We start from the raw sequence: 23,885 nt of genomic DNA on the forward strand, positions 1-23,885 counted from the left end.
TAAAAATAAGTTAAGCGGCTTTGGTCCTGAATTCTTTAGGACTGAGGCCGTTTAATTTTGCTTGGAGTCTCTCGTAATTGTAAAAGTAAATGTATTCCTCAATATCTTTTTTAAGTGACTCAAAGTTATGGTATTTGTTTAGATAGTACTTCTCGCATTTCAGCGTACCCCAGAATGATTCCATAGGCCCATTATCTATACATCTGCCAACGCGTGACATACTTTGTTTTAATTTGCTGTCATCTATTATCTTCTTAAAGCCTAAAGAGGTATATTGAAAGCCACGGTCACTGTGAAGCAAAGGAGTACTCCCTGTAGCTGCTTGTAACGCGAGGTCTATTGTTTCAAATACAAGCCTATTATTATTCGAGTGACCTAGGACATAGGAAACAATGGTATTATCATGCAGGTCAAGAATAGCGCTTAGATAGGCTTTCTGGCTCGTTCCATATTTAAATTCAGTTACATCTGTTACCCACTTCTCGTTAGGTAACTCGGCCTGAAACTCACGGTTTAACAAGTTTTCTGCAACTTGCTGTGGTGTTGACCCTGCATATTTCTTCCTCTTTCTGCGAATAACAGATTGAATTCGAGCAACCCCCATAAGACGGCTTATTCTTTTATGGTTAATCTCTTTCTTGGTTTGCCGACACAAATTAAGCGTTAATCGACGGTACCCGTAGATGCCTCCAACCTTCTCGTACAGCAAGATCATCGCTTCTAAGAGTTGTTGGTTTTCTTGTTCACGGGCACTCGGTTTATGGTTCAGCCATTTGTAATAGCTTGAGCGAGGGATCCCTGCAAGGTTACACAGTAACTTCAAGCTAAAGGGACCTTCTTGTTGAACGACCTGAATAGCCAGGTAGACATTCTCCTGTCGATGTTGGCTTAACGTCGCCTCCTTTCGAGCTCCTGTAACTTTTTTAGTAACGCGTTCTCCGCTCTCAGCCGCTCGTTTTCATACGCCAACTTCTTCATCGCGATCTTTTGACGATCCGCTTCATTTAGCTCTTCGGGCGCTTTATTCCGTCCGCGACCATCCTGTAGTGCATCCTCACCGCCATCCTCGTACTTCTTCACCCACTGGTACGCTTGCTGATAAGAAACCTTATAGTGATCTGCTGTCTTTTGGTATTCCTGATTATGCGCAAGACAATATAAGACAATATCTATTCGTTCTTGCCAAGTTGTCGTTCGACCCTTCGTCATAGCTTGGGTTCCTCCACCATAGGATTTTAGGCTGCTATGACCATTATACTTGTCCACCCAGCTTTTGAGTTGGGTACGGCTTGATATTTTGTACTTATCAATAATTTCGTATTGAGAATAATGCCCGGACAAATAATCTTGAACCGCTTGAAGCTTAAGTTCGGCAGTATAGCTTTTATTACAAGACCGTATTTCAAGTCCTTCCATTCCGTATAACTCATACCGACGTCGCCATTTCACCAGGGTATTCACACTGATCTTATACTTGCTCGCAACGCCTGCCCGGCCGGCTCGTCCCGATTTTAGTTCCTCTAAGATGGCGAATTTATCTATTGCCTTATATGTATTTTTTTGTGACAAGGAAAAACTCCCCTTTAAGTAGAGTGGTTTATTTTTTAAACCTGTCTACTTAAAGGGGAGCATATCATTATTTGCAGGGAGGACAGCCTTTTTTGTGTGTGGGCCTACTTGATGACTAAGTTGCTATTTGACCCCTCCACATCAGTGGTTACGATTCGCTGATTGCGCCACCGCTACGACTCTGTGATTACCCGTAGACGCGTATTTCAATAACTTCTGCGTGGAGGCTCCCGTTCGTTGCTTCGATGACCAGGCGCAGTTGATCGGTGCTTACCGCTGTAGGCAGCCGATGGATTTGCTTGCGTTTGTGATTGGCTGTTTCCTCATGGACCTTGACCCATTGCCCCTCCACATAGGCTTCCAGACGGTAGTCCCGAACCAACTCAGGTATAACCGGAAACGGGGTATAGTGATGGTGAAGATTAATCAGATCCTCATTCACATCGTCATTGAAGGTGAGATGAATTTCACTAATTTGCACAGTCTCCTGCCACTGCAGCTCAAGGGAAGCGGACTCAGACACAGCCGGGTCCCGAGCCTCCGACAGCCACATGTGCGGCTCACCATAGGAACGGACAAAGCCATCCGTTACATGCTCGACCTCGAAGGCGGTTGTTTCAGGGTACATGCGGAAGCAGAAGGGCTTGCGCACCAGCTTCTTCATACTCCACAATACGACCGGTTGTTCCGGATCCTGATTGCTGAAATCAGCAGATACGGTCGTAGACGTGTTTTTAACGAATGAGAGCACCCCGGTTTGTGGCTGATGGGATACATACAGCGTCACATGCTCATTGGCTTTGATAATAATAAAGCCATGCTGTGCCGTTGGCGGCTTCCATGCTAGCGGAATGCTGACCCACTGGCGCTCGCCGGGTGTGAGGGCAGCCAAGCCGCTTACTTCCAGTCGATGCGGGATATAATTTTCCGCGCGGCCGGTGCTCCATACCTCCACCTCAAGCGTAGTTGCCGCCGCGGCGTCGAGCAGCAGCTCAATCCGCTGCAGCTCTGGCGCCACCGGCACCAGCAGGGCGACGTCCCCGCCCTGCAGAGCCACCGGCTCCGCGGCGTCTTCGACCGCCAGCCGTCGCAGTGTGCTCGACGCCGTGAGCTTCGCACGGCGTGCGAGATCCTCGTCATCGCTGCTGCGCAGGCCGATGACCGAGGCATCCTGACGCAGCAGCGTTTGCTGCAGCTGCGTCAGGTGCCGCTCATACACGGCGCGTGGCGTCACGCCGTGCTGCACAGCCAGGGCCGCGCCGGTACCCGCGGCCTCGCCAATGACCGCGCATGTCGCCATCACGCGCGTCGTGCCAAAGGCTACGTGCGAGGCGCTGATATTGCGCCCGGCGAACATCAAGTTCGATACATTCACCGAGTATAACGAGCGGAAAGGGATATGATAGATGCCGTCAGGATGCAGGTGCTTCGAGCCGCTCTCCGTCGCGTACATGCCTCCGGGAGGATGCAAATCAATGGACCATCCGCCGAAGGCGACTCGGTCCTCAAACTCCCGCTGCGCGAGAATATCGTTCTGGTTCAGCACGTAATCGCCGATAAAACGGCGGTATTCGCGTTTGCCGGGAATCGAGCCGACCCATTCCAGTGTCATCGTCTCGGCCTCGAATTTACCGGAGTTTTTGATATAATCCCAAATACCGTATACGACCGACCACAGCTCATCACGAATACGTTCGTTCTCATGCACGGTATCCAACTCGCCACCCCACTCGATCCACCAATAGCTGCAGCCGTTGTCGCCGCTGCGGATCACCCTTTTAAGCGGGATCGTTGTAGCTGCAATATCCTTGGCAAAGCTGGGTGGTACATATCGAACCGGATGTCCGACATCCTTGGTATAAAATAATAGCGTGCTGCCGAGCGTAATGTTGTCAGCGACCTCAGGCGCCCAATCCTCATTGTATTCATCCTTGGCTTCACGGCCGATCCGGTGCTGTGCTCCGGCAAGGAACCCTACCAGCCCATCGCCTGTGCAGTCCAAAAACAGCTCGCTTTCAAAACGAATCCGCCGCTCGGAGCCCATCATCCAGCCTGTGACTGAAGCGATCCGTCGATCATCCTCATCTCCATACGCTTCGACCTCATGCACATCCGTATTCAAAAACAACTGGATATTGGGCTCGGCCAGCACGGATTCCAGCACAACCATATCCCATAAATACGGATTGCCGTCGGGATTGCGGTATTGGTTTTCAACGAACATTTCACCCATAATGCCCGTTTCGCGCGCATAGCGGTTAACGCCATGCGAGGTGGCTCCACATACCCAGACACGGACCTCACTGCTGGAATTGCCGCCAAGCATAGGGCGGTTCTGAATCAGAGCTACCTTTTGCCCCAAGCGGGCTGCCGCGATCGCCGCATTCACACCCGATAGGCCGCCACCGATGACGGTAATATCGGTTTGCACAGTTTCATTTTTCATTAGGATCACCTCAGTAGTATAATGGTTAATATCTGTAATTTCATTATAAAATCGGCTGGATGCGATGAACATGCACGGATTATACATCAGACATATCCTTTATTTCATAATTCGGGAATCAAGCCGCTGCTGCCTGGCCGGACGGGAACAAGTGATTCCAGAGGAGGAACCGTATGCACGCACCGCTATGGGAATGGAAGCCTTATTTTATTAGCTATGCCTATTGGCACCAGAAGGACAAATTCCAGTTCATGCAGGACAGTTATGCGGAATGGGTGATGTTTGCTGTCGAGAATGGCTCTTTTCGTTACCGAATCGGAGAGGCGGCTGGAACTGCGATATTTGGCGATGCTATCCTATGCCCGCCAGGTGTTGTGTTTGAACGGGAGGTGCTGGAGCCGGTTTCGTTCCATTTTATAAGGCTTGGCTGGCCGACGGACTCCTTCCCATCCATGCTGCCCAATGCAGCATCGTATAGGAGTGAGGGGACATCCAACTTCACCCCGCCCGTTCAGCTTACCTATATGGACCATAATCGGCTGTCTTCCACTTATTACTACATCCACCAATTGACACGTTTGCCGGACGAGCAGCGGCTGCTGCTGTGGGACCATTATTTGAACGATCTGTGGCAGCAGCATGTGGTCGAGAGCGGCTTTTCCCAACAGACGAGCGAGCAGCAGGACAAGGACCCCAAGATCGTGGAAGCAACCCGATGGCTGCAGCAGCATGCTTTTGAACCGGTCAGTCTGAAAGAGCTGAGTGCTAGTCAGGATTTAAGCCCTGTGCAATTTACGAGGAAGTTTCACGCGGCTCATGGGACAACACCAATTGATTATTTGACGACCCTCCGCATGCAGAAAGCACAGACGCTGCTGCTTGAAACCGAAATGACTCTGGAGCAAATTGCAGAACGCTGCGGGTATGAGAGCGGTTTTTATTTAAGCCGCGTGTTTACGAGGAGGATGAAGGCAAGTCCCTCCCAATATCGTAAAATGCATCGGGTGTAGTCGCAATGTTGAAGCGGTATGTCACCTTTTCGCAGTAGGAAGCCTACCCGGAACATGATAGAATTTGGCTAATCATACAAGCTTGGTTACAAGTACAGGAGGCGACAAGGGTGGCACAGACAATAAAGATTGGTATTATCGGCAGTGGCAACATTGCAGGCGCGCATTTGAAGGCTTATCGGCTTATGGATGATGTGGAAATTGTCGGGGTAGCCGATATTATTCCAGGCAAAGCTGATGAATTTATCGCGAGGTACGAGCTGGAGGGTGTAAAGGCGTTTGACGACCATAACAAGCTGCTGGAGTTGGAGCTGGATGGAGTCAGTATTTGTACACCCAATGTCTCGCACCACTCGATCAGTGTGGACTCTTTGCGTGCAGGTAAGCACGTCCTTGTGGAAAAACCGATGGCAGTCACGATGGAGCAGGCCGTAGAAATGGTGCAAACGTCCAAACAGACCGACAAAATGTTATCCATCGCCTTTCAGCCCCGCTACGATCCGAACATGCAAATGATCCGTGATATCGTTCGGTCTGGACAGCTTGGCAATGTATATTATGTACAGACAGGCGGCGGACGGCGCAGAGGCATGCCGAAGGGCACCTTTATTTCCAAACAGTTGGCTGGCGCCGGGGCACTGGCCGACATTGGCTGTTATTCGCTCGATATGGTGCTCAATGCTCTTGGGTATCCGAAGCCGCTGACAGTTTCAGCGATGACAAGTAATCATTTTGGCACGAATCCTCACTATCATCCGCAGGCCAGCGCGTTCGAGGTCGAAGACTTCGGAATGGCGATGATCCGCTTTGAAGGAGATCTTGTCGTCAATTTCAAAATTGGTTGGGCTATGCATATGGATACGCTTGGACCTACTCTGTTTCTTGGCACTGACGCTGGCTTGAAGGTCACACCTTCCGGTAACGGGGCCTGGGATGGCGGTATTACTTCGGTATCGCTGTTTCATGATATTTTGGGTCACAACACGGAGAGCGCTTTTCCTGTCAAGCAGCACCAGATCAACATTTTTTATGAGAAAATCCGCGATTTCGTTACTGCGATCCAGGAGGGTCGTCCTGCTCCTATTCCCGGTTCAGAAATTATTCGTAATCAGGCAATTATTGACGGAATATTGCGCTCAAGCGAGCTGAAGCGGGAAGTCGATATTTTTATTCCTGAACTGTAAGCTGCTTATTAATTTGGTTAGGTTATACTCAATTGGCCTTTCGCGTTATGCGAAAGGTTTTTTGCTGCTGCTGCTTGAGGAAATATTGTATAATAAACATACAATTCTGCGGGCGCATGACCCGCATCGTGGAAAGCGAAGTGAGTAATATGAATAGGAACACACCTGATGATCAGGCTGTTCAACAGCCTCAGGAAGTATCTGTGACCGCTGAGATTGGTGTGAGTGATACAGAAGCAGTTGGCTGTACAATCCATGGAGAACGTCAAAGCCACCATTCCGATCAGGTCAAGAGCAGCCTGACAACGAGGCTGAACCGGATTGAGGGCCAGATTCGCGGTGTTAAGGGAATGATTGAGCGGGACACTTATTGTGATGATGTGCTCAACCAGATCGCAGCGATTCAATCCGCTCTTAATGGTGTCGGCAAAATTTTGCTGGAGGGTCATATGAAAAGCTGTCTGGTGGAGCGGCTGGAGCAGGGAGATACGGATGTCATTGATGAGCTGCTGAAAACTATGGGCAAGCTTATGAAATAAGTAAAATGCCTGACAAAGTTGTATAAACAGCTTCATAATAAAAGCAGTCCAAGTGACTTGCTTTGTATTGTGGGGCTGTTGTTTTTTTGTTAAGATTTGAGAAGTATAAATTAAAGGAGAGATAGTGACATGCAGGCAGCGGTATTGCAAGGCAAGCATCATATTGAAGTAGTCGCATGGGAGCCAGCCGAGCTTATGCCCGGAGAGGTCAGAATTCGTGTTCAAGGCTGTGGCATTTGCGGCACGGACCAGCATATTTATCATGGAAATCCGGGTTCGGCAGCCGTTACACCTCCAATCGTGCTGGGACATGAGCTTGCTGGTGAAGTCACGGAATGCGGAGAAGGTGTCACCCAGCTTAAAGTGGGGGATCGGGTATCGGTTGATCCGAATATTTACTGCGGCAGTTGCCGATATTGCCGCAATGGTCAGCTGAACCTGTGTGATCACCTTCAGGCAGTCGGTGTTACGCGAGACGGTGGGATGGGTGAATATTGTGTAGCGCCTGCAGCCAATTGTTACCTGCTCCCCGATTCAATGAGCTTTGTGGAAGGAGCTATGGTTGAGCCGCTCGGTTGTGTGCTTCATGGTTTTAAAAAGCTCGACATTCGTCCGATTCATACCGTGCTCTTGATCGGTGGCGGATTTATCGGTCAATTGTTCCTGCAGCTGGTCAAGAAGCAGGGGGCAGCCCGAATTATCGTCAGTGACCCTGCAGCTGAGAAGCATGCGGCACTGCTCGCATTAGGAGCGGACGAGGTCGTAAGCCCGACTGCGGACGTTGTGGAGCAGTTGAAGAGCCAGGCCGATGTTGTTATTGAATGCGTAGGACGCCCCGAATCGATGGAGCTGGCTTTTGAAGCTGCGGGAAAAGGCGGTCAGGTGCTGCTGTTTGGCGTTGCTTCACCAGCCACTCAAATCAAGGTGTCGCCGTTTGCGATTTTTGCCAAGGAGCTTCATGTATTAGGTTCATTTATTAATCCGCACACACACGAGGAAGCCATTGCCCTTATTCAACAGGGAATCGTGAGTATAGAGCCGTTAATCAGCCACAAATTCAAGCTTGCAGATATACCACAGGTGATGGGCGATTATCCTAAAATGAATGTGAACAAAGGTGTTATTGTATATTAAGAATCAAATTAATTGCTATTGATGGAGGAGACCTACGATTATGATTTTGGGAGCAATAGAAGCAGGAGGCACTAAATTTGTTTGCGGGATTGGTAACGAGCATGGTGAAATCATGGATCGGATCAGCTTTCCGACAACCACACCGGAAGAGACCTTGGGTCAAGTGATTCGTTATTATGCAGACAAGCAGGTTGAAGCGATAGGAATCGGATCGTTTGGTCCGATTGATCTGAATAAAGAGAGTGCTACCTACGGAAGCGTTACGACCACGCCGAAGCCATATTGGAGTCAGTACCCGATCCTGAGCGAGCTTCGCAAGCATATTCATGTGCCGATGGGATTTGACACTGATGTGAATGCCGCAGCTCTTGGGGAAGCGGAGTGGGGAGCAGCCAAAGGACTGGACAGCTGCGTATATGTGACCATTGGTACCGGAATCGGCGCAGGAGCCGTGGTTGAAGGCAAGCTGCTGCACGGCCTGCTTCATCCGGAGATGGGACACATTCTGGTAAAACGTCATCCGGAGGATACGTTTGCTGGATCTTGTCCCTACCATAGCGATTGTCTGGAGGGTATGGCTGCAGGACCTGCCATCGAGAAACGTTGGGGCCGCAAAGGGATTGATCTGGTGGAGAACCAGCAAGTATGGGAATTCGAAGCTTATTATTTAGCGCAGGCTGTGACGAACTTCATCTATATTCTTTCTCCTAAGAAAATCATCCTTGGCGGCGGTGTCATGAAGCAAAAGCAATTATTTCCGTTAATCCACCGTCATGTTATTAGCATATTGAACGGCTATGTCCAGAAGGAAGAGCTGACACCTGAGAAAATCGGCCAATATATTGTACCACCTGCTTTGGGGGACAATGCCGGTTTGAGTGGTTCTTTAGTGCTGGCAAGGCAGGAGCTGGAGCGGAGCCGAGTTACAGTCTAGTGTTGTAGCTTTCGTTCAACTGTTGCTAAGCCGCTGCAGCGTTTGCTCAACTTTGCGCAGATGGGAGGCCATACGTTTTTTGGCGAGTGTGGCAGAGCCTTGTTCTATCGCTTCTACCAGTTGAAAATGCTCGTCTGACAGTCTGGACGCTTCACTCTGCTCGGCGAACAGCCAGAGACGTCGGCTTTCACGCATGATGGGTCCCATGGAAGAAAACAATGACTCCAGCGTTCCCGCAAGCAGCGGATTTCCTGAGGCTTGGGCAATCGCAACGTGAAAGCGGATGTCAGCCTGATCAAGCTGGTTTTCCTCCTGGAGCGTCATCATCTCCTGGATGATTTGTTTGAGCTCGGAGAGCTGCTCAGCCGAGCGACGCCCGGCTGCCAGGCTTGCGCTTTCCGTTTCGAGTATATAACGCAGCTCAAGCCAGGCTTTGAGCTGTTTGATATCCTGAATTTCAGGAGCCTGCCAAATTCCAATGGCAGGCTCTTTATCTTTGAGCACGAAGGTACCTCCACCGTGGCGTACGTCCACCCAGCCTTGGGCTTTCAGCGAAGCCAATGCCTCGCGGATCGTGGAGCGGCCGACCTGAAAGAGCTCAGCCAGCTTTTCAACGGAAGGAAGCCGGGAGCCTACGAGCCAATCCCCCTTCATAATTTGTTCGCGTAGAGCTTCTGAGACTACAGTAGAAGCTTTTGGAATCAGCATAATATCGATCCTTTCATTAATAGGTTAATTCGATATTGACATAGGTAAAAGCAACCTCTTATAATTAAAGTCATCAGATGACCTGACTAATTATTAATTGCTATTTATGATTGTAATTCAGAACGATTCAATATGCAACGGGGAGGCTTTATATCGATGATATCACCATCCGTACATGAAGAGCTGAAGGCTGCTGTAGGCCCAGGCTGGTACAAACATGATAATGAAACGCTCGTTTCCTACAGCTATGATGCAACCCCGCTTTACCAGGCGATGCCTGATGGCGTCGTATTTCCGGCTTCAACCGCAGAGGTGTCGGCTGTGATGAAGATATGTGCTGCCAATCGGATTCCCGTTATTGGACGTGGTGCAGGCAGCAATCTGTGTGCAGGCACCGTTCCGATGCAGGGCGGTCTCGTGATGGTAATGACGCGGATGAACAAGCTGATCGAGATCGATCAGAACAATTTGACCGCCACCTTTCAAACCGGCTTGAATACGAAAAAATTCCATTTGGCGGTCGAAGAAACGGGTTTATTTTATCCTCCAGACCCGAGCAGCATGATTATTTGTACGATGGGCGGTAATATTGCGCTGGGAGCAGGGGGCTTGCGCGGACTGAAATACGGAACGACCAAGGATTATGTAATCGGCCTGGAGGCTGTGTTGGCCAATGGTGAGATTTTACGTACGGGTGGCAAGCTGGTCAAGGATGTGGCGGGTTACGATCTGACGAGGCTGCTTGTTGGTTCTGGTGGTACGCTGGCCATCTTGACCGAGGCTACTGTGAAGCTTGTTCCGCGGCCGGACTTCCGACGCTCCATGATCGCGATCTTCAGTGATCTTCAATCGGCAGCTCGAACCGTATCACAAATTGTAGCCAGCCGGATTACGCCCTGTACGCTGGAATTTATGGATAAAGCGACAATTCGCGTCGTTGAGGACTTTTCCAAGATCGGCTTGCCGGTGGATGCAGAAGCGATTCTGGCCATTGAGCAGGATGGGGACGAAGCCATGGTCGAGCGCGATTTGTTGAAAATCGCCGACATTTGCAAGCAGCAGGGAGCGATCCAGGTTAAGGTTGCAGCAACTCCTGAGGAAGGGGCCAAGGTTATGGAGGCTCGCAGGACGGCGCTTGCCGCTTTGTCGCGCTTGCGTCCGACGACGATACTCGAGGATGCCACCGTACCGCGTTCAAGGCTTGCTGATATGGTTCTGGAAATACAGCGGATTGCCAGCAAGCATGATGTTCAAATTTGTACCTTCGGGCACGCAGGCGATGGCAATTTGCATCCGACGGCGATGACGGACGCGCGAGACGAGGAGGAGCTTCACAGGGTCGAGCTGGCTTTTGAGGAAATTTTTGAAGCGGCTATCGGCATGGGTGGTACGATCACCGGCGAGCATGGTGTTGGTATGGTCAAGGCACCCTTTTTGGAATGGAAGGTAGGTGCTTCCGGTGTTGATATCATGAAACGCCTGAAGGCAGCATTTGATCCAGACAACATTCTCAACCCCGGCAAGCTGTTTGCTGAAACGCGTAAGCGGATTGTATATAAGAACGAAGCAGAGGATGCAGCGCCGCATGAGCCCCAATCAGGGACCAAGCAGGCTGCCGATCCAATCCTTAACGAGCATAATGGTCAAACGACCAATGGGGAGGGGTAAAAGGTGGAGACTACACAACAAGCGCTCAAAGACAAATTGATTGCCACCTTGGATTATGACCAGCTGACGAATTGTATGCGATGCGGCTTCTGTCAGACCGCCTGTCCGACCTTTAATGAAACCGGACTTGAAGCGGCCTCGCCCCGGGGAAGGATCGCACTGATGAAGGCGGTCGCTGATGGGTTCATGGAGCCCGGTCAGCAGTTCAAGGAGCAGATGGATCTATGTCTCGGCTGTCGTGCTTGTGAGCCGGCCTGTCCATCCGATGTGAAATATGGCCAATTAATCGAGCAGGCAAGAGAATCGATAGCTACGGAAACCGAGTTTCCTTGGCATGTCAAAGCGGTTCGTACCTTATTCATGGAAAGATTGTTTCCGAATCATGGCCGCATGCGGATGGTGGGCGGATTGCTTAAGCTGTACCAACGTTCAGGTATGCAGACCCTAACGCAAAAAAGCGGTGTGATGAAGCTGTTTCCCCGGCATATGCGGGAGATGGAGCAGATCCTGCCGCAGGCTTCCTCCGACGGCGTTATTGCAGCATGGGAGAAGCTGGGACTTCCGGCAGCCTGGGAAACTGCAGCCAATGGACAGCGGATTCTGGTCATTCCGCAGGTTGGTGACAAGCGAGCTCGCGTAGGCATGTTCCGCGGCTGTATTATGGACGTATTGTTTACATCAACGAATATTAACACCGTTAAGCTGCTTTGCGAAGCAGGCTTTGAGGTTGCGATTCCTGAGGCCCAAACCTGCTGTGGTGCTTTGCATGCCCATGCCGGAGAAGCGGAGAGCGCCCGTCGTCTTGCCCGCACCAATATTGATGTATTTGCTCATGCCCAGGTAGATTATATCGCGAGCAATGCGGGAGGCTGTGGCGCCAGCTTGAAGGAATATGACCATCTGCTGCATGCGGAGGTGTCACTTGTTCCCGCAGCCAAGGATTTTGTAGACCGATTGAAGGATGTGTCAGAGCTGTTGATCGACTATGGCCGACCACTGGTATTGAAGCCGACTGCACCTGATGCTCCCGTCAAGCTGGTTACGTATCAGGACTCCTGCCACCTACGGAATGTGATGCGGGTTAATCGGCAGCCGCGTGATTTATTGAAGTCGATTCCTGGTGTACAGCTTAACGAGCTTCAGGGTGCAGATACGTGCTGTGGATCAGCGGGCATTTACAATCTCACACAGCCGCAAATGTCGACACAGGTGCTTGATCATAAAATGGAGCTGGTCGATCAGACCCAGGCTCAAACGATTGTTACCGCCAATCCGGGCTGCTTACTGCAAATGCAGTGGGGAATTTTGCGTTCCGAACAAGGCCAGCATAGAAAAGCCGTGCATGTGATCGACTTTTTGGCTGAATCTGTCGATTACGAGGCAAATAAAAACAATATTTAACAATTTATTTCATTTCTACCCCTATAAAATCAGCTTGATCACCGAAATGGTCTATTATAAGTTCATGTTCAAAGAGACTACAACAGTTTTTTGTTTCTTATGTCGAATAGAAGGGTAATGATTGATGATTATTCGATAATAAGGAAGCTGTTTAGGATTGATTAAGCTGACATAGGATGTGAGATGTGATGATTCTATCCAACTGCAGCAGCTGCGGGAAGCTGCAGCTCCAACAAGCAGAAGCGTTATGTCTGGATTGCTTCAAGCAATTTATCGAGGATACACACACGGTAAAAAACTTTCTGAATCAAAATCCCTATGCCAATATGATGGACGTGGTTCATCAAACTGGTCTTTCCTTAAAAAAGGTCAAGGAACTGGTCAACAGGTAAGCTCTGCTCATGCAGGCGCCTGTAGACCGGTTTTTTTGTACAAAAAAGAGGACCAGGCAGGTCGAACGCTCCGACTGCCTCATCCCCTTGTGTGGACATCCCTGCTACAGCTTATGAGCTGCCTTACGTTTTGATGCATAGCATTTGCGGCACACAGGCAAGTAGCTTTCATTACCGCCAATTTGAATCTGTTCCCCTTCGAATAGGGCAACCCCATCCTTGCAGCGCATATTCATAATCGCTTTTTTATCGCAAAACCAGCAGACGGTTTTGATTTCCTCAATTTTATCTGCAATGGCCAGCAGATGATAGCTGCCTTCGAATAACACGCCCATAAAGTCGGCACGCAAGCCGTAGGCAATAACAGGGATGTCCAGCGTATCCACAATGTCTGCCAATTGCTGAACCTGAGCCTTTGTTAAAAACTGTGCCTCATCCAATAAAATACAGTTTGGCTTTTCTGTGGAGGCGAGCTCCACCATATCGATGCGATCATCAATGATAATCGCCTTTTTTTGCATCCCGATTCTTGACGTTACCGTACCGATCCCGTGTCGATCATCGACGGATGGAGTGAAGAGCAGTACCTTCTTGCCCTGCTCTTCATAGTTATGGACGGTTCTTAATACTTCTATAGATTTGCCGCTGTTCATGGTGCCGTATCGAAAATAAAGTTTGGCCACTGAGATAGACAGTCCTCTCCGCTGAAATATGTCCATTATCATAGCACAGGATGCCCTATAAATGTATAGGTCTATGCCTACATGGAAGCTTTCGTTAATCATTTGGAATTTAATAGGCATTTGTAGAAGGCAAAAAGAAGCGATTGAATGCTCAATTTATGTATCAGGATTTATTGCTCGCTTGATCACGATTTTGAGCATTTTAGCCTGCTTTTAGGGGGTCTCATGTTAGCTTTTAGCGGTTTAAGCGTAGTAAAAACCGAATATTAAGTGAAATCGTTGCGAAAAAAGATAGCTTTTTATCGAAAAAATGATATTTTTTAAATTGATATGTTAGGTCTCAGGTGTTAATATAAAACATATTATCATTTATAACGTTCGTAGAATCGGCATGATTTTGCAAGCATGGAAGTTAATCTTACAGGAAGAAAGGTTGTACAACATGAGCAGAAAAGGATTACCAGTCAAACAAGGTCTTTATGACCCACAGTTTGAGCATGATGCGTGCGGCATCGGTTTTGTAGCTAATATTAAAGGGAAGCCATCCCATGAAATTGTGGGTCAAGCGTTGAATGTGCTTTGCAATCTGGATCACCGCGGTGGCCAAGGCAGTGAAAGCAATACGGGGGATGGAGCAGGTATTTTACTGCAAATTCCACATAGCTTTTTTAAAGCGGAGCTTGCCCTTGAACATATTGAATTACCGGAGCCGGGCCAATATGGTGTGGGTATGGTCTTTCTACCACAGGATGCAGCTCAGCGTGCAGCCTGTGAGCAGGTGCTTGAGGCGCAAATCAAGGAAACCGGCCAGCGTCTGATCGGATGGAGAACGGTTCCTACTGACAACTCATCATTAGGCGTTTCCGCCGTATCGGCAGAGCCGTTCGTTCGTCAGGTTTTCATTGGATCGACAGTTGAGGCGTCGCAGGAACTGGCTTTTGAGCGTAAGCTTTTTGTCATTCGCAAGCTGACTGAAAATGCAGTTCGTGCACTTGATCAGGAGCAGGCCTTTTATTTTGCAAGCTTGTCCAACCGCACCATTGTATACAAAGGTATGCTTACACCTGAACAGGTGGACAATTATTACCTTGAGTTGAAAAATCCGAAGTTTGAGACGGCGCTTGCGCTTGTCCATTCCCGGTTCAGCACGAACACCTTCCCGAGTTGGGAACGCGCCCATCCTTACCGCTATGTGATCCACAACGGCGAAATCAACACACTTCGCGGTAACGTGAACTGGATGCATGCGCGCCAGGCGATGTGCGATACCGATCTGTTCGGTGATGATTTCAAAAAAATTCTGCCGATTATCGATGCAGATGGCTCCGACTCCCAAATGTTTGATAACACGTTGGAGTTTTTGATGCTCTCCGGGCGTTCCTTGCCACATGCAGCAATGATGATGATTCCTGAGCCATGGTCCAAGCATGCGACGATGAGCGACGAGAAGAAGGCTTTCTACGAATACCATAGCTGCCTTATGGAGCCATGGGATGGGCCTGCAGCCATTTCCTTTACGGATGGCCGCATGATCGGCGCTGTTCTGGATCGTAACGGATTGCGTCCAGGCCGCTATTATATAACCAAAGACGATTTGATCGTACTTGCTTCCGAGGTAGGGGTACTGAACATTGCTCCTGAACGGATTGCCAGCAAAGAACGTCTGCAGCCGGGCAAAATGCTGTTGATCGATACGGTCGCCGGACGTATTATACCGGATGAAGAGGTTAAAGCAGGGATTGTTACTGAGCAGCCTTACCGTGCTTGGCTGGATGAGCACCTCATTTCACTTGAGGAGCTGCCACAAGCCGAAGTTGTTCCTCAGACGGACCACGCTACCGTGCTGCAGCGTCAGCAAGCGTTTGGTTATACCTTTGAGAACATTCGTAAAGTGATTGAGCCTATGGCCAAGACAGGTGTTGATCCACTTGGATCGATGGGCTATGATGCGCCGCTTGCCGTTCTTTCCGACAGACCGCAGCTGCTGTACAGCTACTTCAAACAGCTGTTTGCCCAGGTAACCAACCCGCCGATCGATTCCAACTTTGAGGAGATCATTACGGCACAAGGTACAACGGTAGGTCCAGAACGCAATCTGATTCAGCCGGAACCGGAAAGCTGTCGTCAGATCCGTTTGGCTACACCGATTTTGACCAATGCTGAGCTTGCTCAATTGCGTGAGATCAAGCGTGATGGTTTTAAAACCGTAACGTTGCCGATCTTATTCAATCCAACTTCCGGAACACAAGCACTGGAAGAAGCAATGGAGGCCTTGTATACAGCAGCTGATGAGGCTATTGCTGATGGGGCTAACCTGATTATTTTATCTGACCGTGGCGTGGATGCGAATAACGCTGCAATTCCTGCTTTGCTGGCTGTATCGGGTCTGCATCATCACCTGATCCGTGTAGGCACACGTACCAAAGTGGGCTTGCTGCTGGAATCCGGCGAACCGCGTGAAGTGCATCATTTTGCTCTGCTGCTTGGCTACGGTGTGAGCGCAATTAATCCTTATCTGGCGATGGAAACTCTGATTGATTTGTCGAGCCAGAACAAATTGAAAGATCTCACTATCGAAAAAGCATTGTACAACTACGTGAAGGCTTCAACAAAAGGTGTCGTTAAGGTACTAGCCAAAATGGGGATTTCAACCATTCAAAGCTACCGCGGGGCACAAATTTTTGAAGCTGTCGGCTTGGATCAATCCGTGGTTGATAAATATTTTACATGGACGTATACGCCAGTAAGCGGTATTCAGATTGATACGATTGCCCAGGAAGCGATTCTACGCCATGAACGGGCTTACTCCGAGCAGGAGGGTCGTGATCGTGGACTGGATACAGGCGGAGAGCTGCAATGGCGTAAGAATGCCGAGGAGCATCTATACAATCCGGAAACGATTCATGCGCTGCAAGCGGCGGTAAGAACGAACAATTATGAGATGTACAAAAAATTCGCAGGCTTGGTACAAGGTCAAGATGAGAAGTTTATGTCGCTTCGTGCTTTGTTCTCGTTCAAATCGCACCGTGAGCCTATTTCTATTGATGAAGTTGAGTCGGTAGAATCATTGTTCAAACGTTTTAAAACTGGAGCGATGTCCTATGGCTCGATTTCCAAAGAGACGCATGAGGATATGGCGATTGCGATGAACCGCATCGGCGGCAGATCGAACACGGGTGAAGGCGGAGAGCATTATGATCGCTTCACTCCGGACGAGAATGGCGATTCACGCCGCAGTTCGATCAAGCAGGTTGCTTCGGGCCGTTTTGGCGTAACGAGCAACTACCTGGTGAATGCGGATGAAATTCAGATCAAAATGGCGCAAGGCGCGAAGCCGGGTGAAGGCGGCCAGCTTCCGGGTACGAAGGTTTATCCATGGGTAGCCGAGGTTCGTGGTGTTACACCAGGCGTAGGTCTGATCTCACCGCCACCGCATCATGATATTTATTCGATCGAGGATTTGGCTGAGCTTATTCATGATTTGAAAAATGCCAATCCGCGTGCAAGAATCAGCGTCAAGCTTGTATCCGAGGTAGGTGTCGGTACGATTGCTGCCGGTGTGGCCAAAGGTAAAGCCGATGTTGTATTGATCAGTGGTTATGACGGAGGAACGGGTGCTTCACCGCAAACAAGTATTCGTCACGCAGGACTTCCATGGGAGCTTGGTCTGGCCGAAACGCATCAAACGCTGATGCTGAACAATCTGAGAAGTCGGATTGTGGTTGAAACTGACGGTAAGCTGATGACAGGCCGCGATGTTGTGGTTGCTGCTCTACTCGGTGCCGAAGAGTTTGGATTTGCAACGACACCTTTGATTGCACTTGGCTGTATCATGATGAGAGTGTGCCATCTGGATACGTGTCCGGTCGGTGTCGCAACCCAGAACCCGCGGCTTCGTGCCAAATACACGGGGGACCCTGAGCATGTGGTGAATTTCATGAACTTTGTTGCCCAGGATGCTCGTGAGCTGATGGCTGAGCTTGGATTCCGTACCATTGAAGAAATGGTTGGTCACACGGAATTTCTGGAAACGAAGCAAGCCATCGACCATTGGAAAGCCAAGGGCGTTGACTTGACACCGCTACTGCACAAGCCAGAGGTTGGCGAAGATGTGGGCAGCTTCTGCTCCATGGCTCAGGATCATGGACTTGAGAATTCTTTGGATATGAAAGAGCTGTTAAGCATTTGTGAGCCTGCTCTGGAAGAGAAAAAGAACGTGCATGCGATCCTTCCGATTCATAACGTAAACCGCGTTGTTGGTACCATTTTGGGTAGTGAGGTTACGCGCCGTTATGGACGTGAGGGATTGCCGAACGATACGATCCGCATTCATTTTAATGGCTCTGCTGGTCAAAGCTTTGGTGCTTTTGTACCAAAGGGCATTACGCTCTCGCTGGAAGGCGATGCCAATGACTACGTCGGCAAAGGCTTGTCTGGCGGTAAAGTTATCGTATTCCCATCCGAGCAATCGAGCTTTGCAGCGGAAGAGAACATTATTATCGGGAATGTTGCTTTCTACGGAGCAACCGATGGAGATGCTTATATTCGCGGTATGGCAGGGGAGCGCTTCTGCGTACGGAACTCCGGCGTTCGTGCAGTAGTTGAAGGTGTAGGAGACCACGGCTGCGAATACATGACGGGTGGACGTGTAGTCGTATTGGGTCCAACCGGACGTAACTTCGCAGCGGGAATGTCGGGTGGTACTGCTTATGTACTTGATGAGCAGGGCACCTTCAAAGACCAATGTAACCAGGATATGGTTTACCTGGAGCAGGTTGAAGAGACCTTCGAGGCCGAGGAGCTGCGCAATATGATTCAGCGTCATGCTACCTTTACTGGAAGCTCGGTGGCTGAACGTGTCCTGAAAAACTGGGAAGAGTACGTGTGGAAATTCGTCAAGGTCATTCCGAGGGACTACAAACGGATGTTTGAAGCGATTGAACGCGTAAAACGGTCCGGCTTAAGTCAACAGGAAGCGATGCTAGTGGCGTTTGAAGAAAATATGAAGGACGTATCCCGTGTAGGCGGTAACTAATCCTTAACATCAGTAGGTTTGATAGGGTTCATGTCGTAATTTGCAAATAAGGTTTGCTTCGAGTCGGCTCCATCTTCTGTACCTTTACCGCACCTGTGTGGATAAGGGTACAGAGGATGGGCAGCTCTTGGCTCCTCGATTGAAATGACATGAACCCTTTAATCACATTAATATTTAAAGCGCTTTCACAATCCAATATGGAGGTATGGGAATGGGTAAACCAACCGGATTTATTGAATATGAGCGCCAAACACCAAGCGAGATTTCACCATTGCTGCGCATTAGTCATTGGAACGAATTTAGTGTTCCGTTATCGGAAGACAAGCTGCAAAAACAAGGTGCACGTTGTATGGACTGCGGAATCCCATTTTGTCACACAGGCACCTTGATTAGCGGCATGGCAGCTGGCTGCCCGGTCAACAACCTGATTCCCGAATGGAATGATCTCGTCTATCAAGGTGAATGGCGTGAAGCGTTGGAGCGTTTGCATAAAACGAACAATTTTCCCGAATTTACCGGTCGTGTTTGCCCAGCTCCCTGTGAAGGCTCCTGTACCGTGGGCTTGAGCGGATCACCCGTCACCATCAAGAACATTGAAAAGTCGATTATCGATAAAGGCTATGCAGAGGGCTGGGTTGTTCCCGAGCCTCCGACTATTCGAACAGGCAAGAAGGTGGCAGTAATAGGCTCAGGTCCTTCCGGACTGGCATGTGCAGCACAACTTAATAAAGCGGGTCATACCGTAACCGTCTACGAAAGAGCGGATCGGGTTGGTGGCCTCCTGATGTACGGTATTCCGAATATGAAGCTGGACAAAAAGTATGTGCAGCGCAGGGTTGACCTGCTTCGGGCAGAAGGCGTTACCTTTATTACCAATACCGAGATTGGCAAGGATATTCCGGCAGCGCAGCTCAAGGAAGAGTTTGATGCAATAGTATTGTGCGGCGGTGCGACCAAAGGCCGTGATCTGAACATTGAGGGCCGTGAGCTGAAGGGTGTTCATCTTGCTATGGAATTTCTCTCCAAGAATACGAAAAGCTTGCTCGACTCCAGGCATCAGGATGGACAATTTATTTCTGCAGAAGGCAAGGATGTTATTGTGATCGGTGGTGGCGATACAGGTACAGACTGTGTAGGTACCTCAATCCGCCATAAATGTCGCAGTGTTACCCAATTCGAGATCATGCCGCGATCACCGGAAAAGCGTCCCGCTAACAATCCTTGGCCAGAATGGCCGAAGGTGCTCAAAGTCGATTATGGGCAGGAAGAAGCCACACAGCTTCAGGGACAGGACCCGCGTCAATATTTAATCAATACGAAGAAATTTGTTGGTGATGAGAACGGCCATGTGAAGGAACTGCATACCGTTCTGATCGAGTGGCAGCTGGATACGCAAGGTCGGTTTGTACCGGTAGAAGTGCCAGGCAGTGAAAAGGTATATCCGGCGCAACTGGTTATGCTTGCGATGGGTTTTATGGGTCCAGAGTCCACGGTGCTTGATCAGTTGGGAGTTGAGAAAGACGCACGCTCCAATGCCAAGGCCGATTACGGCAAGTATGCCACCAATGTAGAAGGTGTATTTGCGGCTGGAGATATGCGGCGCGGCCAAAGCCTGGTCGTATGGGCGATTAATGAAGGACGCGAGGCTGCCCGCGAATGTGATCGGTTCCTGATGGGATCATCGAATTTGCCGTAATGACCATATTTGATCGAACAGGAACGTTTATCGGTAACGATGAACGTTTCTTTTTTTCATGTCAGCGTAATAGACTAGTTAAGGACCTGGTCCGGTTTAGTTCCAATGACTCTAGTCCGGAATTAAATAAATGTGCTAAGGTGTATCCAATAAAACACGCAGGAGGCGGATTTATGTTAACGGAAGAAGAGAAAACAATCGCGTTGCTATCACACGTGTTATGCCTGGTTGGAGGCTTTCTTGCCCCGCTGATCATTTGGCTGCTTAAAAAGGATCAATCAGCCTACATAGCCGAGCATGCGCAGGAATCACTTAATTTTCAAATATCGGTCTTGATTTATTCTACTGTTGCCGGATTCTTGTGCATTATTTTTATCGGTTTTGTGCTGCTGCCTTTGATCGGTATTGCCGCTCTGGTTCTTATCATTGTGGCAACGCTCAAAGCCTATAAAGGGGAAATGTACCGTTACCCTCTTACGATTCGTCTGATTAAGTAACTGAGATCGAGAGGCTGATCCCTTCTTATACCCCCTTTAATCGAAGGCTGGCGGCGAATACTATCTTATGCCAAGTTAAGTTTAAGGAATCTGGAGGGATCAGGCAAATGTCTTTTTCACCAACACTTGCACTCAAGAAGAGCCTCGACGAAAACTGGGTCCAACTCATGATCGCGGCTCGCAGCATGGGTATTTCCAAACAAGAAGTGTTACATTGTATCCGACAATTACAGAAACAAAATAAACGTAAAGCCAGATGAGCATTAGGAAAAGCCAAGTCCATACCTACCTTGTTAACACGAAGCGTTTATCGCTTGCTGTGTTATTTTTTTTGTCCACACAGCTACAGAGTGGGGGAAATATGGTAAAATAATTAAAAGCGTTTCAGTCAGTAGATAGGGGAGTAGCTGCGATGTTAGGCAAAAGAGTCAAGCAATTACGTCTGGAAAAAGGATACTCGTTAACCGAGTTAGCTGATAGGGCAGGTGTTGCGAAGTCTTATCTGAGTTCAATTGAAAGGGATATCCAATCCAACCCATCCATTCAATTTCTTGAGAAGATTTGCGCTGTACTTGAGGTTCCCATGGAAACGTTCTTGCATAATAAAACCACTCCCCAAGAAGAACTTGATGAGGAGTGGCTGAAGCTCGTGAGAGAAGCTATGGCATCGGGAATTAGCAAAGAGCAGTTTCTGGAGTTTCTACAATACAATAAATGGCGTAAAGATAATCAGCAATAAGGATACGGTGCAGCACTTACTTTTGACCTAACGATTGATAGGCTTGCTGCATCAGCTTATAGCTTTGCTTGACACGTTCGACATAAGTCACTTGATCCCAGGGTTTCCAGCTGTAAATCGGCAGTTGGGAAACCGGATAGCTGCTGGTGCCTTCCAAACCGGTAATCTTGCCTGTAGCACGATTGACAATCCATGGAACAAGACGAATACCTTCTGTAGGCTGTGCAAACAACCTTTTCTCCTTATCCTCGTAGCTGATGACCTGCAGTGAGCTAGGGTCCGTGAAGCCAAGCAGCATCCAGGGAATTCTGACCTCAATCGTATCTCCTTGTGCTTGCCACATGGACAGCGAATTATATTGTGGCGAATCTGGATTCGTAGTGCCGCGTCGTAATGCCCCAACAGAAACCTCTTCAAAAGGACCGTATTTCTTGGAATCAGGAGGACTGAATTCCAGACCAACTGCCAGCTTCCAAGTATTAAATACCCCCGAATCGTCAACGAATTCCTCCGGTGTCCAAGCCTTCATCCCATATTGCTTTCCATATACCCGAGTATGCATATCATAATTAGATGCGATCCGCACATCGGACTCGCCGTCTTTGCCTAACACAATTAATGTTTCCAACCCTTCATCAAGCTGTTTATCGCCTAACTCTTTGGCATGTTTGTTTCCGCCAGGAAGCGTATCTACACCAAGGTATAATAGCTCGCGCTCTGGATCAAACGGCTGCTCCAATTTGGCATTGATATAGACATAGGCTTCGTCATGTGTCATCGTGATTTCTTTCAAGCCGGGATAGGTCATATCCAGCTTCTGCTTGTCTGTCGATTTCAAAGCATCCCAATCACGAGTGGCACCATCGATAATAAGCGGACCATCCTTGGAGGACAGCATGGCGAGCAGTCCAAAATGCTGCTCATTAGTCAATACATTGTGCCATAGCTTACGCCGAGTCGCCGGAATTTCAAAATGCATCGTGTTCCAGGTGCGTTTAAACCATTCATCCTGCCAGGAAAATACCGCTGCTCCCGCCATGCCTTCACTATAAATATCCTGCAGCAAAGAGGCATTAATTCGGCCTTGCTCCTGTTCGTCATGACCGCCTTGGTCGCGCCCCATTGATCCAAGATGGGCAACACCCATGGAAGAGGGGACACCGAATTCGCTAATGATAACGGGCATGCCTGCATGATAGGCTTTCAGCTTGCGGAGATAGCTTTTGTAGGTATTAGCCGTACCATCTGCTTCACGAACATCCTGCAGCGTATCATCCAGTCGAAAGAAATCGGGATAATAAGGATAAGCGTGAAAAGTGGCAAAGTAACCGGCCGCCCAGTCCTTGACCTGAAGATGTGTCGCATCCACACTGACCATATCCTCTTCGATCAGAACCTCACCTGGGTGGGTCAGCGGATCGGTCGTTACCCAATTCGTAAAAGCAAGCGGGTGTTTCCAACCGAATGGAGCTTCCGTATTGGCAAGATGATCCAGCATTTCTGCCAGCCAGTTCTCGAATGGATTTGCTTGAGGCTTGGCAGAAAGGTAAGTACCGATAAAATCTTTTTTATCCTTATGTTGTTCATTCGTATTTTTCACCATTGCCGGGTCCCACTCGGTCCCGATATGCCAGCCCAGCAGGTAAGGACCCGCATTGGAACGATAAATGCCACTGGCTTGCCCAAAGTGCTCAGGGATATCAATGCTTCCATACACCGCCCCAACAGCATCAGTGATCTCACTTTTAAAACGATTGTAGATTTGTTCGATATAGGCATCCTTCTTTTCAATCAGCTCTTCTTCCGGGGTCCATATTCCTTGTATGAAATAGAGTGGTTTCTCGGCATGCTGTTGATTGTACTCGACCAGTGCATCGTAGAAGACTGGCTTCAAAATCGTATACACCCGGATTGTGTTTGCACCCATGTCCTGAATCTGAGCGAACCATCGCAGATAGTGATCCTTCGTGATTGGAAGATCCCCGGGGTCGTATCCTGGGAGGGCAGCACCTAGATTAACCCCTTTGACAAAGAAGGGGGTCCAGGCTTGCTGATCATACAGTTCGATATGATCCTGCTGTGTACGGAATTTTAAGTGAGTTCCGTCGGCTGCCAGAACAGTCTCCACTTTTTTGGCGGGCCAATAATGCCAGATGAGGTAACCCACAACAAGTCCTATGAGTATACGGATCAGCCATTTGGCGTATACGGTTGTTTTCGCATCCATATCGGGTGTGCTCCTTTAACTCA

Annotated in this window: 17 protein-coding genes and 1 pseudogene; 12 read left to right on the forward strand and 6 right to left on the reverse strand. The window is 49.0% G+C overall.

The window, feature by feature from the left end; all coding sequences use genetic code 11:
- Nucleotides 1–10 precede the first annotated feature (10 nt).
- From BK127_RS14615 to BK127_RS14625, 3 genes and pseudogenes are all read right to left on the reverse strand, one after another.
- Nucleotides 11–865, reverse strand: a pseudogene (locus tag BK127_RS14615) (IS3 family transposase); the annotation flags it as partial.
- Nucleotides 866–888: 23 nt separating this feature from the next.
- A complete protein-coding gene (locus tag BK127_RS14620; protein ID WP_076231250.1) occupies nucleotides 889–1,569 on the reverse strand; it encodes a helix-turn-helix domain-containing protein in 681 nt (226 codons plus the stop codon).
- A 187-nt stretch (nucleotides 1,570–1,756) separates the two neighbouring features.
- Nucleotides 1,757–4,015, reverse strand: a complete 2,259-nt coding sequence (locus BK127_RS14625; protein WP_076231383.1) for an FAD-dependent oxidoreductase — start codon at nucleotides 4,013–4,015, stop codon at nucleotides 1,757–1,759.
- 173 nt (nucleotides 4,016–4,188) lie between these two features.
- Here BK127_RS14625 and BK127_RS14630 point away from each other — a divergent pair, with 173 nt between their 5' ends.
- The 5 genes from BK127_RS14630 (at nucleotide 4,189) to BK127_RS14650 (ending at nucleotide 8,816) form a co-directional block, all read left to right on the forward strand.
- Nucleotides 4,189–5,025: an AraC family transcriptional regulator gene (locus tag BK127_RS14630; protein ID WP_076231252.1), complete on the forward strand. Its 837-nt coding sequence runs from the start codon at nucleotides 4,189–4,191 to the stop codon at nucleotides 5,023–5,025.
- A 110-nt stretch (nucleotides 5,026–5,135) separates the two neighbouring features.
- Complete coding sequence (locus BK127_RS14635) at nucleotides 5,136–6,209, forward strand: Gfo/Idh/MocA family protein (RefSeq protein WP_076231254.1); 1,074 nt, start codon at nucleotides 5,136–5,138, stop codon at nucleotides 6,207–6,209.
- A 203-nt stretch (nucleotides 6,210–6,412) separates the two neighbouring features.
- Complete coding sequence (locus BK127_RS14640; protein WP_372237355.1) at nucleotides 6,413–6,748, forward strand: metal-sensitive transcriptional regulator; 336 nt, start codon at nucleotides 6,413–6,415, stop codon at nucleotides 6,746–6,748.
- A gap of 129 nt (nucleotides 6,749–6,877) precedes the next feature.
- Nucleotides 6,878–7,882 carry a zinc-dependent alcohol dehydrogenase family protein gene (locus BK127_RS14645; RefSeq protein ID WP_076231256.1) on the forward strand — a complete coding sequence of 335 codons (1,005 nt, stop codon included), beginning with the start codon at nucleotides 6,878–6,880 and terminating at the stop codon, nucleotides 7,880–7,882.
- Nucleotides 7,883–7,922: 40 nt separating this feature from the next.
- Entirely contained in the window at nucleotides 7,923–8,816 is an 894-nt protein-coding gene (locus tag BK127_RS14650) for an ROK family protein (protein ID WP_076231258.1), read from the forward strand.
- Between the two features lie 15 nt (nucleotides 8,817–8,831).
- On the opposite strand, the gene BK127_RS14655 is transcribed toward BK127_RS14650, so the two are convergent.
- Complete coding sequence (locus BK127_RS14655; protein WP_076231261.1) at nucleotides 8,832–9,524, reverse strand: FadR/GntR family transcriptional regulator; 693 nt, start codon at nucleotides 9,522–9,524, stop codon at nucleotides 8,832–8,834.
- Between the two features lie 156 nt (nucleotides 9,525–9,680).
- On the opposite strand from BK127_RS14655, the gene BK127_RS14660 reads away from it, so the two are divergent.
- The 3 genes from BK127_RS14660 (at nucleotide 9,681) to BK127_RS14670 (ending at nucleotide 12,985) form a co-directional block, all read left to right on the forward strand.
- The gene (locus BK127_RS14660; protein WP_076231263.1) at nucleotides 9,681–11,192 is read left to right on the forward strand and encodes an FAD-binding oxidoreductase; all 1,512 of its coding nucleotides are present in this window, start codon (nucleotides 9,681–9,683) and stop codon (nucleotides 11,190–11,192) included.
- Between the two features lie 3 nt (nucleotides 11,193–11,195).
- Nucleotides 11,196–12,593, forward strand: a complete 1,398-nt coding sequence (locus BK127_RS14665; protein ID WP_076231266.1) for a (Fe-S)-binding protein — start codon at nucleotides 11,196–11,198, stop codon at nucleotides 12,591–12,593.
- A 188-nt stretch (nucleotides 12,594–12,781) separates the two neighbouring features.
- The gene (locus tag BK127_RS14670) at nucleotides 12,782–12,985 is read left to right on the forward strand and encodes a hypothetical protein (protein ID WP_076231268.1); all 204 of its coding nucleotides are present in this window, start codon (nucleotides 12,782–12,784) and stop codon (nucleotides 12,983–12,985) included.
- A 104-nt stretch (nucleotides 12,986–13,089) separates the two neighbouring features.
- Here BK127_RS14670 and BK127_RS14675 read toward each other — a convergent pair whose 3' ends face one another.
- The gene (locus BK127_RS14675) at nucleotides 13,090–13,668 is read right to left on the reverse strand and encodes a thymidine kinase (protein ID WP_076231271.1); all 579 of its coding nucleotides are present in this window, start codon (nucleotides 13,666–13,668) and stop codon (nucleotides 13,090–13,092) included.
- A 442-nt stretch (nucleotides 13,669–14,110) separates the two neighbouring features.
- Between BK127_RS14675 and gltB the strand changes: the two genes are divergently transcribed.
- The 4 genes from gltB (at nucleotide 14,111) to BK127_RS14695 (ending at nucleotide 21,635) form a co-directional block, all read left to right on the forward strand.
- A complete protein-coding gene (gene gltB / locus BK127_RS14680) occupies nucleotides 14,111–18,703 on the forward strand; it encodes a glutamate synthase large subunit (protein WP_076231273.1) in 4,593 nt (1,530 codons plus the stop codon).
- A 211-nt stretch (nucleotides 18,704–18,914) separates the two neighbouring features.
- Entirely contained in the window at nucleotides 18,915–20,399 is a 1,485-nt protein-coding gene (locus tag BK127_RS14685) for a glutamate synthase subunit beta (protein WP_076231275.1), read from the forward strand.
- A gap of 173 nt (nucleotides 20,400–20,572) precedes the next feature.
- Entirely contained in the window at nucleotides 20,573–20,896 is a 324-nt protein-coding gene (locus tag BK127_RS14690; protein ID WP_076231277.1) for a DUF4870 domain-containing protein, read from the forward strand.
- Between the two features lie 412 nt (nucleotides 20,897–21,308).
- Nucleotides 21,309–21,635, forward strand: coding sequence for a helix-turn-helix domain-containing protein (locus tag BK127_RS14695; protein WP_076231280.1), 327 nt, complete (start codon nucleotides 21,309–21,311; stop codon nucleotides 21,633–21,635).
- Nucleotides 21,636–21,651: 16 nt separating this feature from the next.
- On the opposite strand, the gene BK127_RS14700 is transcribed toward BK127_RS14695, so the two are convergent.
- Nucleotides 21,652–23,862 (reverse strand): hypothetical protein, encoded by a 2,211-nt coding sequence (locus tag BK127_RS14700; RefSeq protein ID WP_076231283.1) that lies wholly within the window; start codon nucleotides 23,860–23,862, stop codon nucleotides 21,652–21,654.
- Nucleotides 23,863–23,885: the final 23 nt, after the last annotated feature.

The organism is Paenibacillus sp. FSL H7-0331 (assembly GCF_001956045.1).

Excerpts from the sequence above, each read along its gene's own strand:
- BK127_RS14645 (WP_076231256.1), top strand. The coding sequence starts at position 6,878 with ATGCAGGCAGCGGTATTGCAAGGCAAGCATCATATTGAAGTAGTCGCA.
- BK127_RS14700 (WP_076231283.1), bottom strand. The coding sequence starts at position 23,862 with ATGGATGCGAAAACAACCGTATACGCCAAATGGCTGATCCGTATACTC.
- gltB (WP_076231273.1), top strand. The coding sequence starts at position 14,111 with ATGAGCAGAAAAGGATTACCAGTCAAACAAGGTCTTTATGACCCACAG.
- BK127_RS14630 (WP_076231252.1), top strand. The coding sequence starts at position 4,189 with ATGCACGCACCGCTATGGGAATGGAAGCCTTATTTTATTAGCTATGCC.
- BK127_RS14690 (WP_076231277.1), top strand. The coding sequence starts at position 20,573 with ATGTTAACGGAAGAAGAGAAAACAATCGCGTTGCTATCACACGTGTTA.
- BK127_RS14650 (WP_076231258.1), top strand. The coding sequence starts at position 7,923 with ATGATTTTGGGAGCAATAGAAGCAGGAGGCACTAAATTTGTTTGCGGG.
- BK127_RS14625 (WP_076231383.1), bottom strand. The coding sequence starts at position 4,015 with ATGAAAAATGAAACTGTGCAAACCGATATTACCGTCATCGGTGGCGGC.
- BK127_RS14670 (WP_076231268.1), top strand. The coding sequence starts at position 12,782 with ATGATTCTATCCAACTGCAGCAGCTGCGGGAAGCTGCAGCTCCAACAA.
- BK127_RS14655 (WP_076231261.1), bottom strand. The coding sequence starts at position 9,524 with ATGCTGATTCCAAAAGCTTCTACTGTAGTCTCAGAAGCTCTACGCGAA.
- BK127_RS14695 (WP_076231280.1), top strand. The coding sequence starts at position 21,309 with ATGTTAGGCAAAAGAGTCAAGCAATTACGTCTGGAAAAAGGATACTCG.
- BK127_RS14660 (WP_076231263.1), top strand. The coding sequence starts at position 9,681 with ATGATATCACCATCCGTACATGAAGAGCTGAAGGCTGCTGTAGGCCCA.
- BK127_RS14685 (WP_076231275.1), top strand. The coding sequence starts at position 18,915 with ATGGGTAAACCAACCGGATTTATTGAATATGAGCGCCAAACACCAAGC.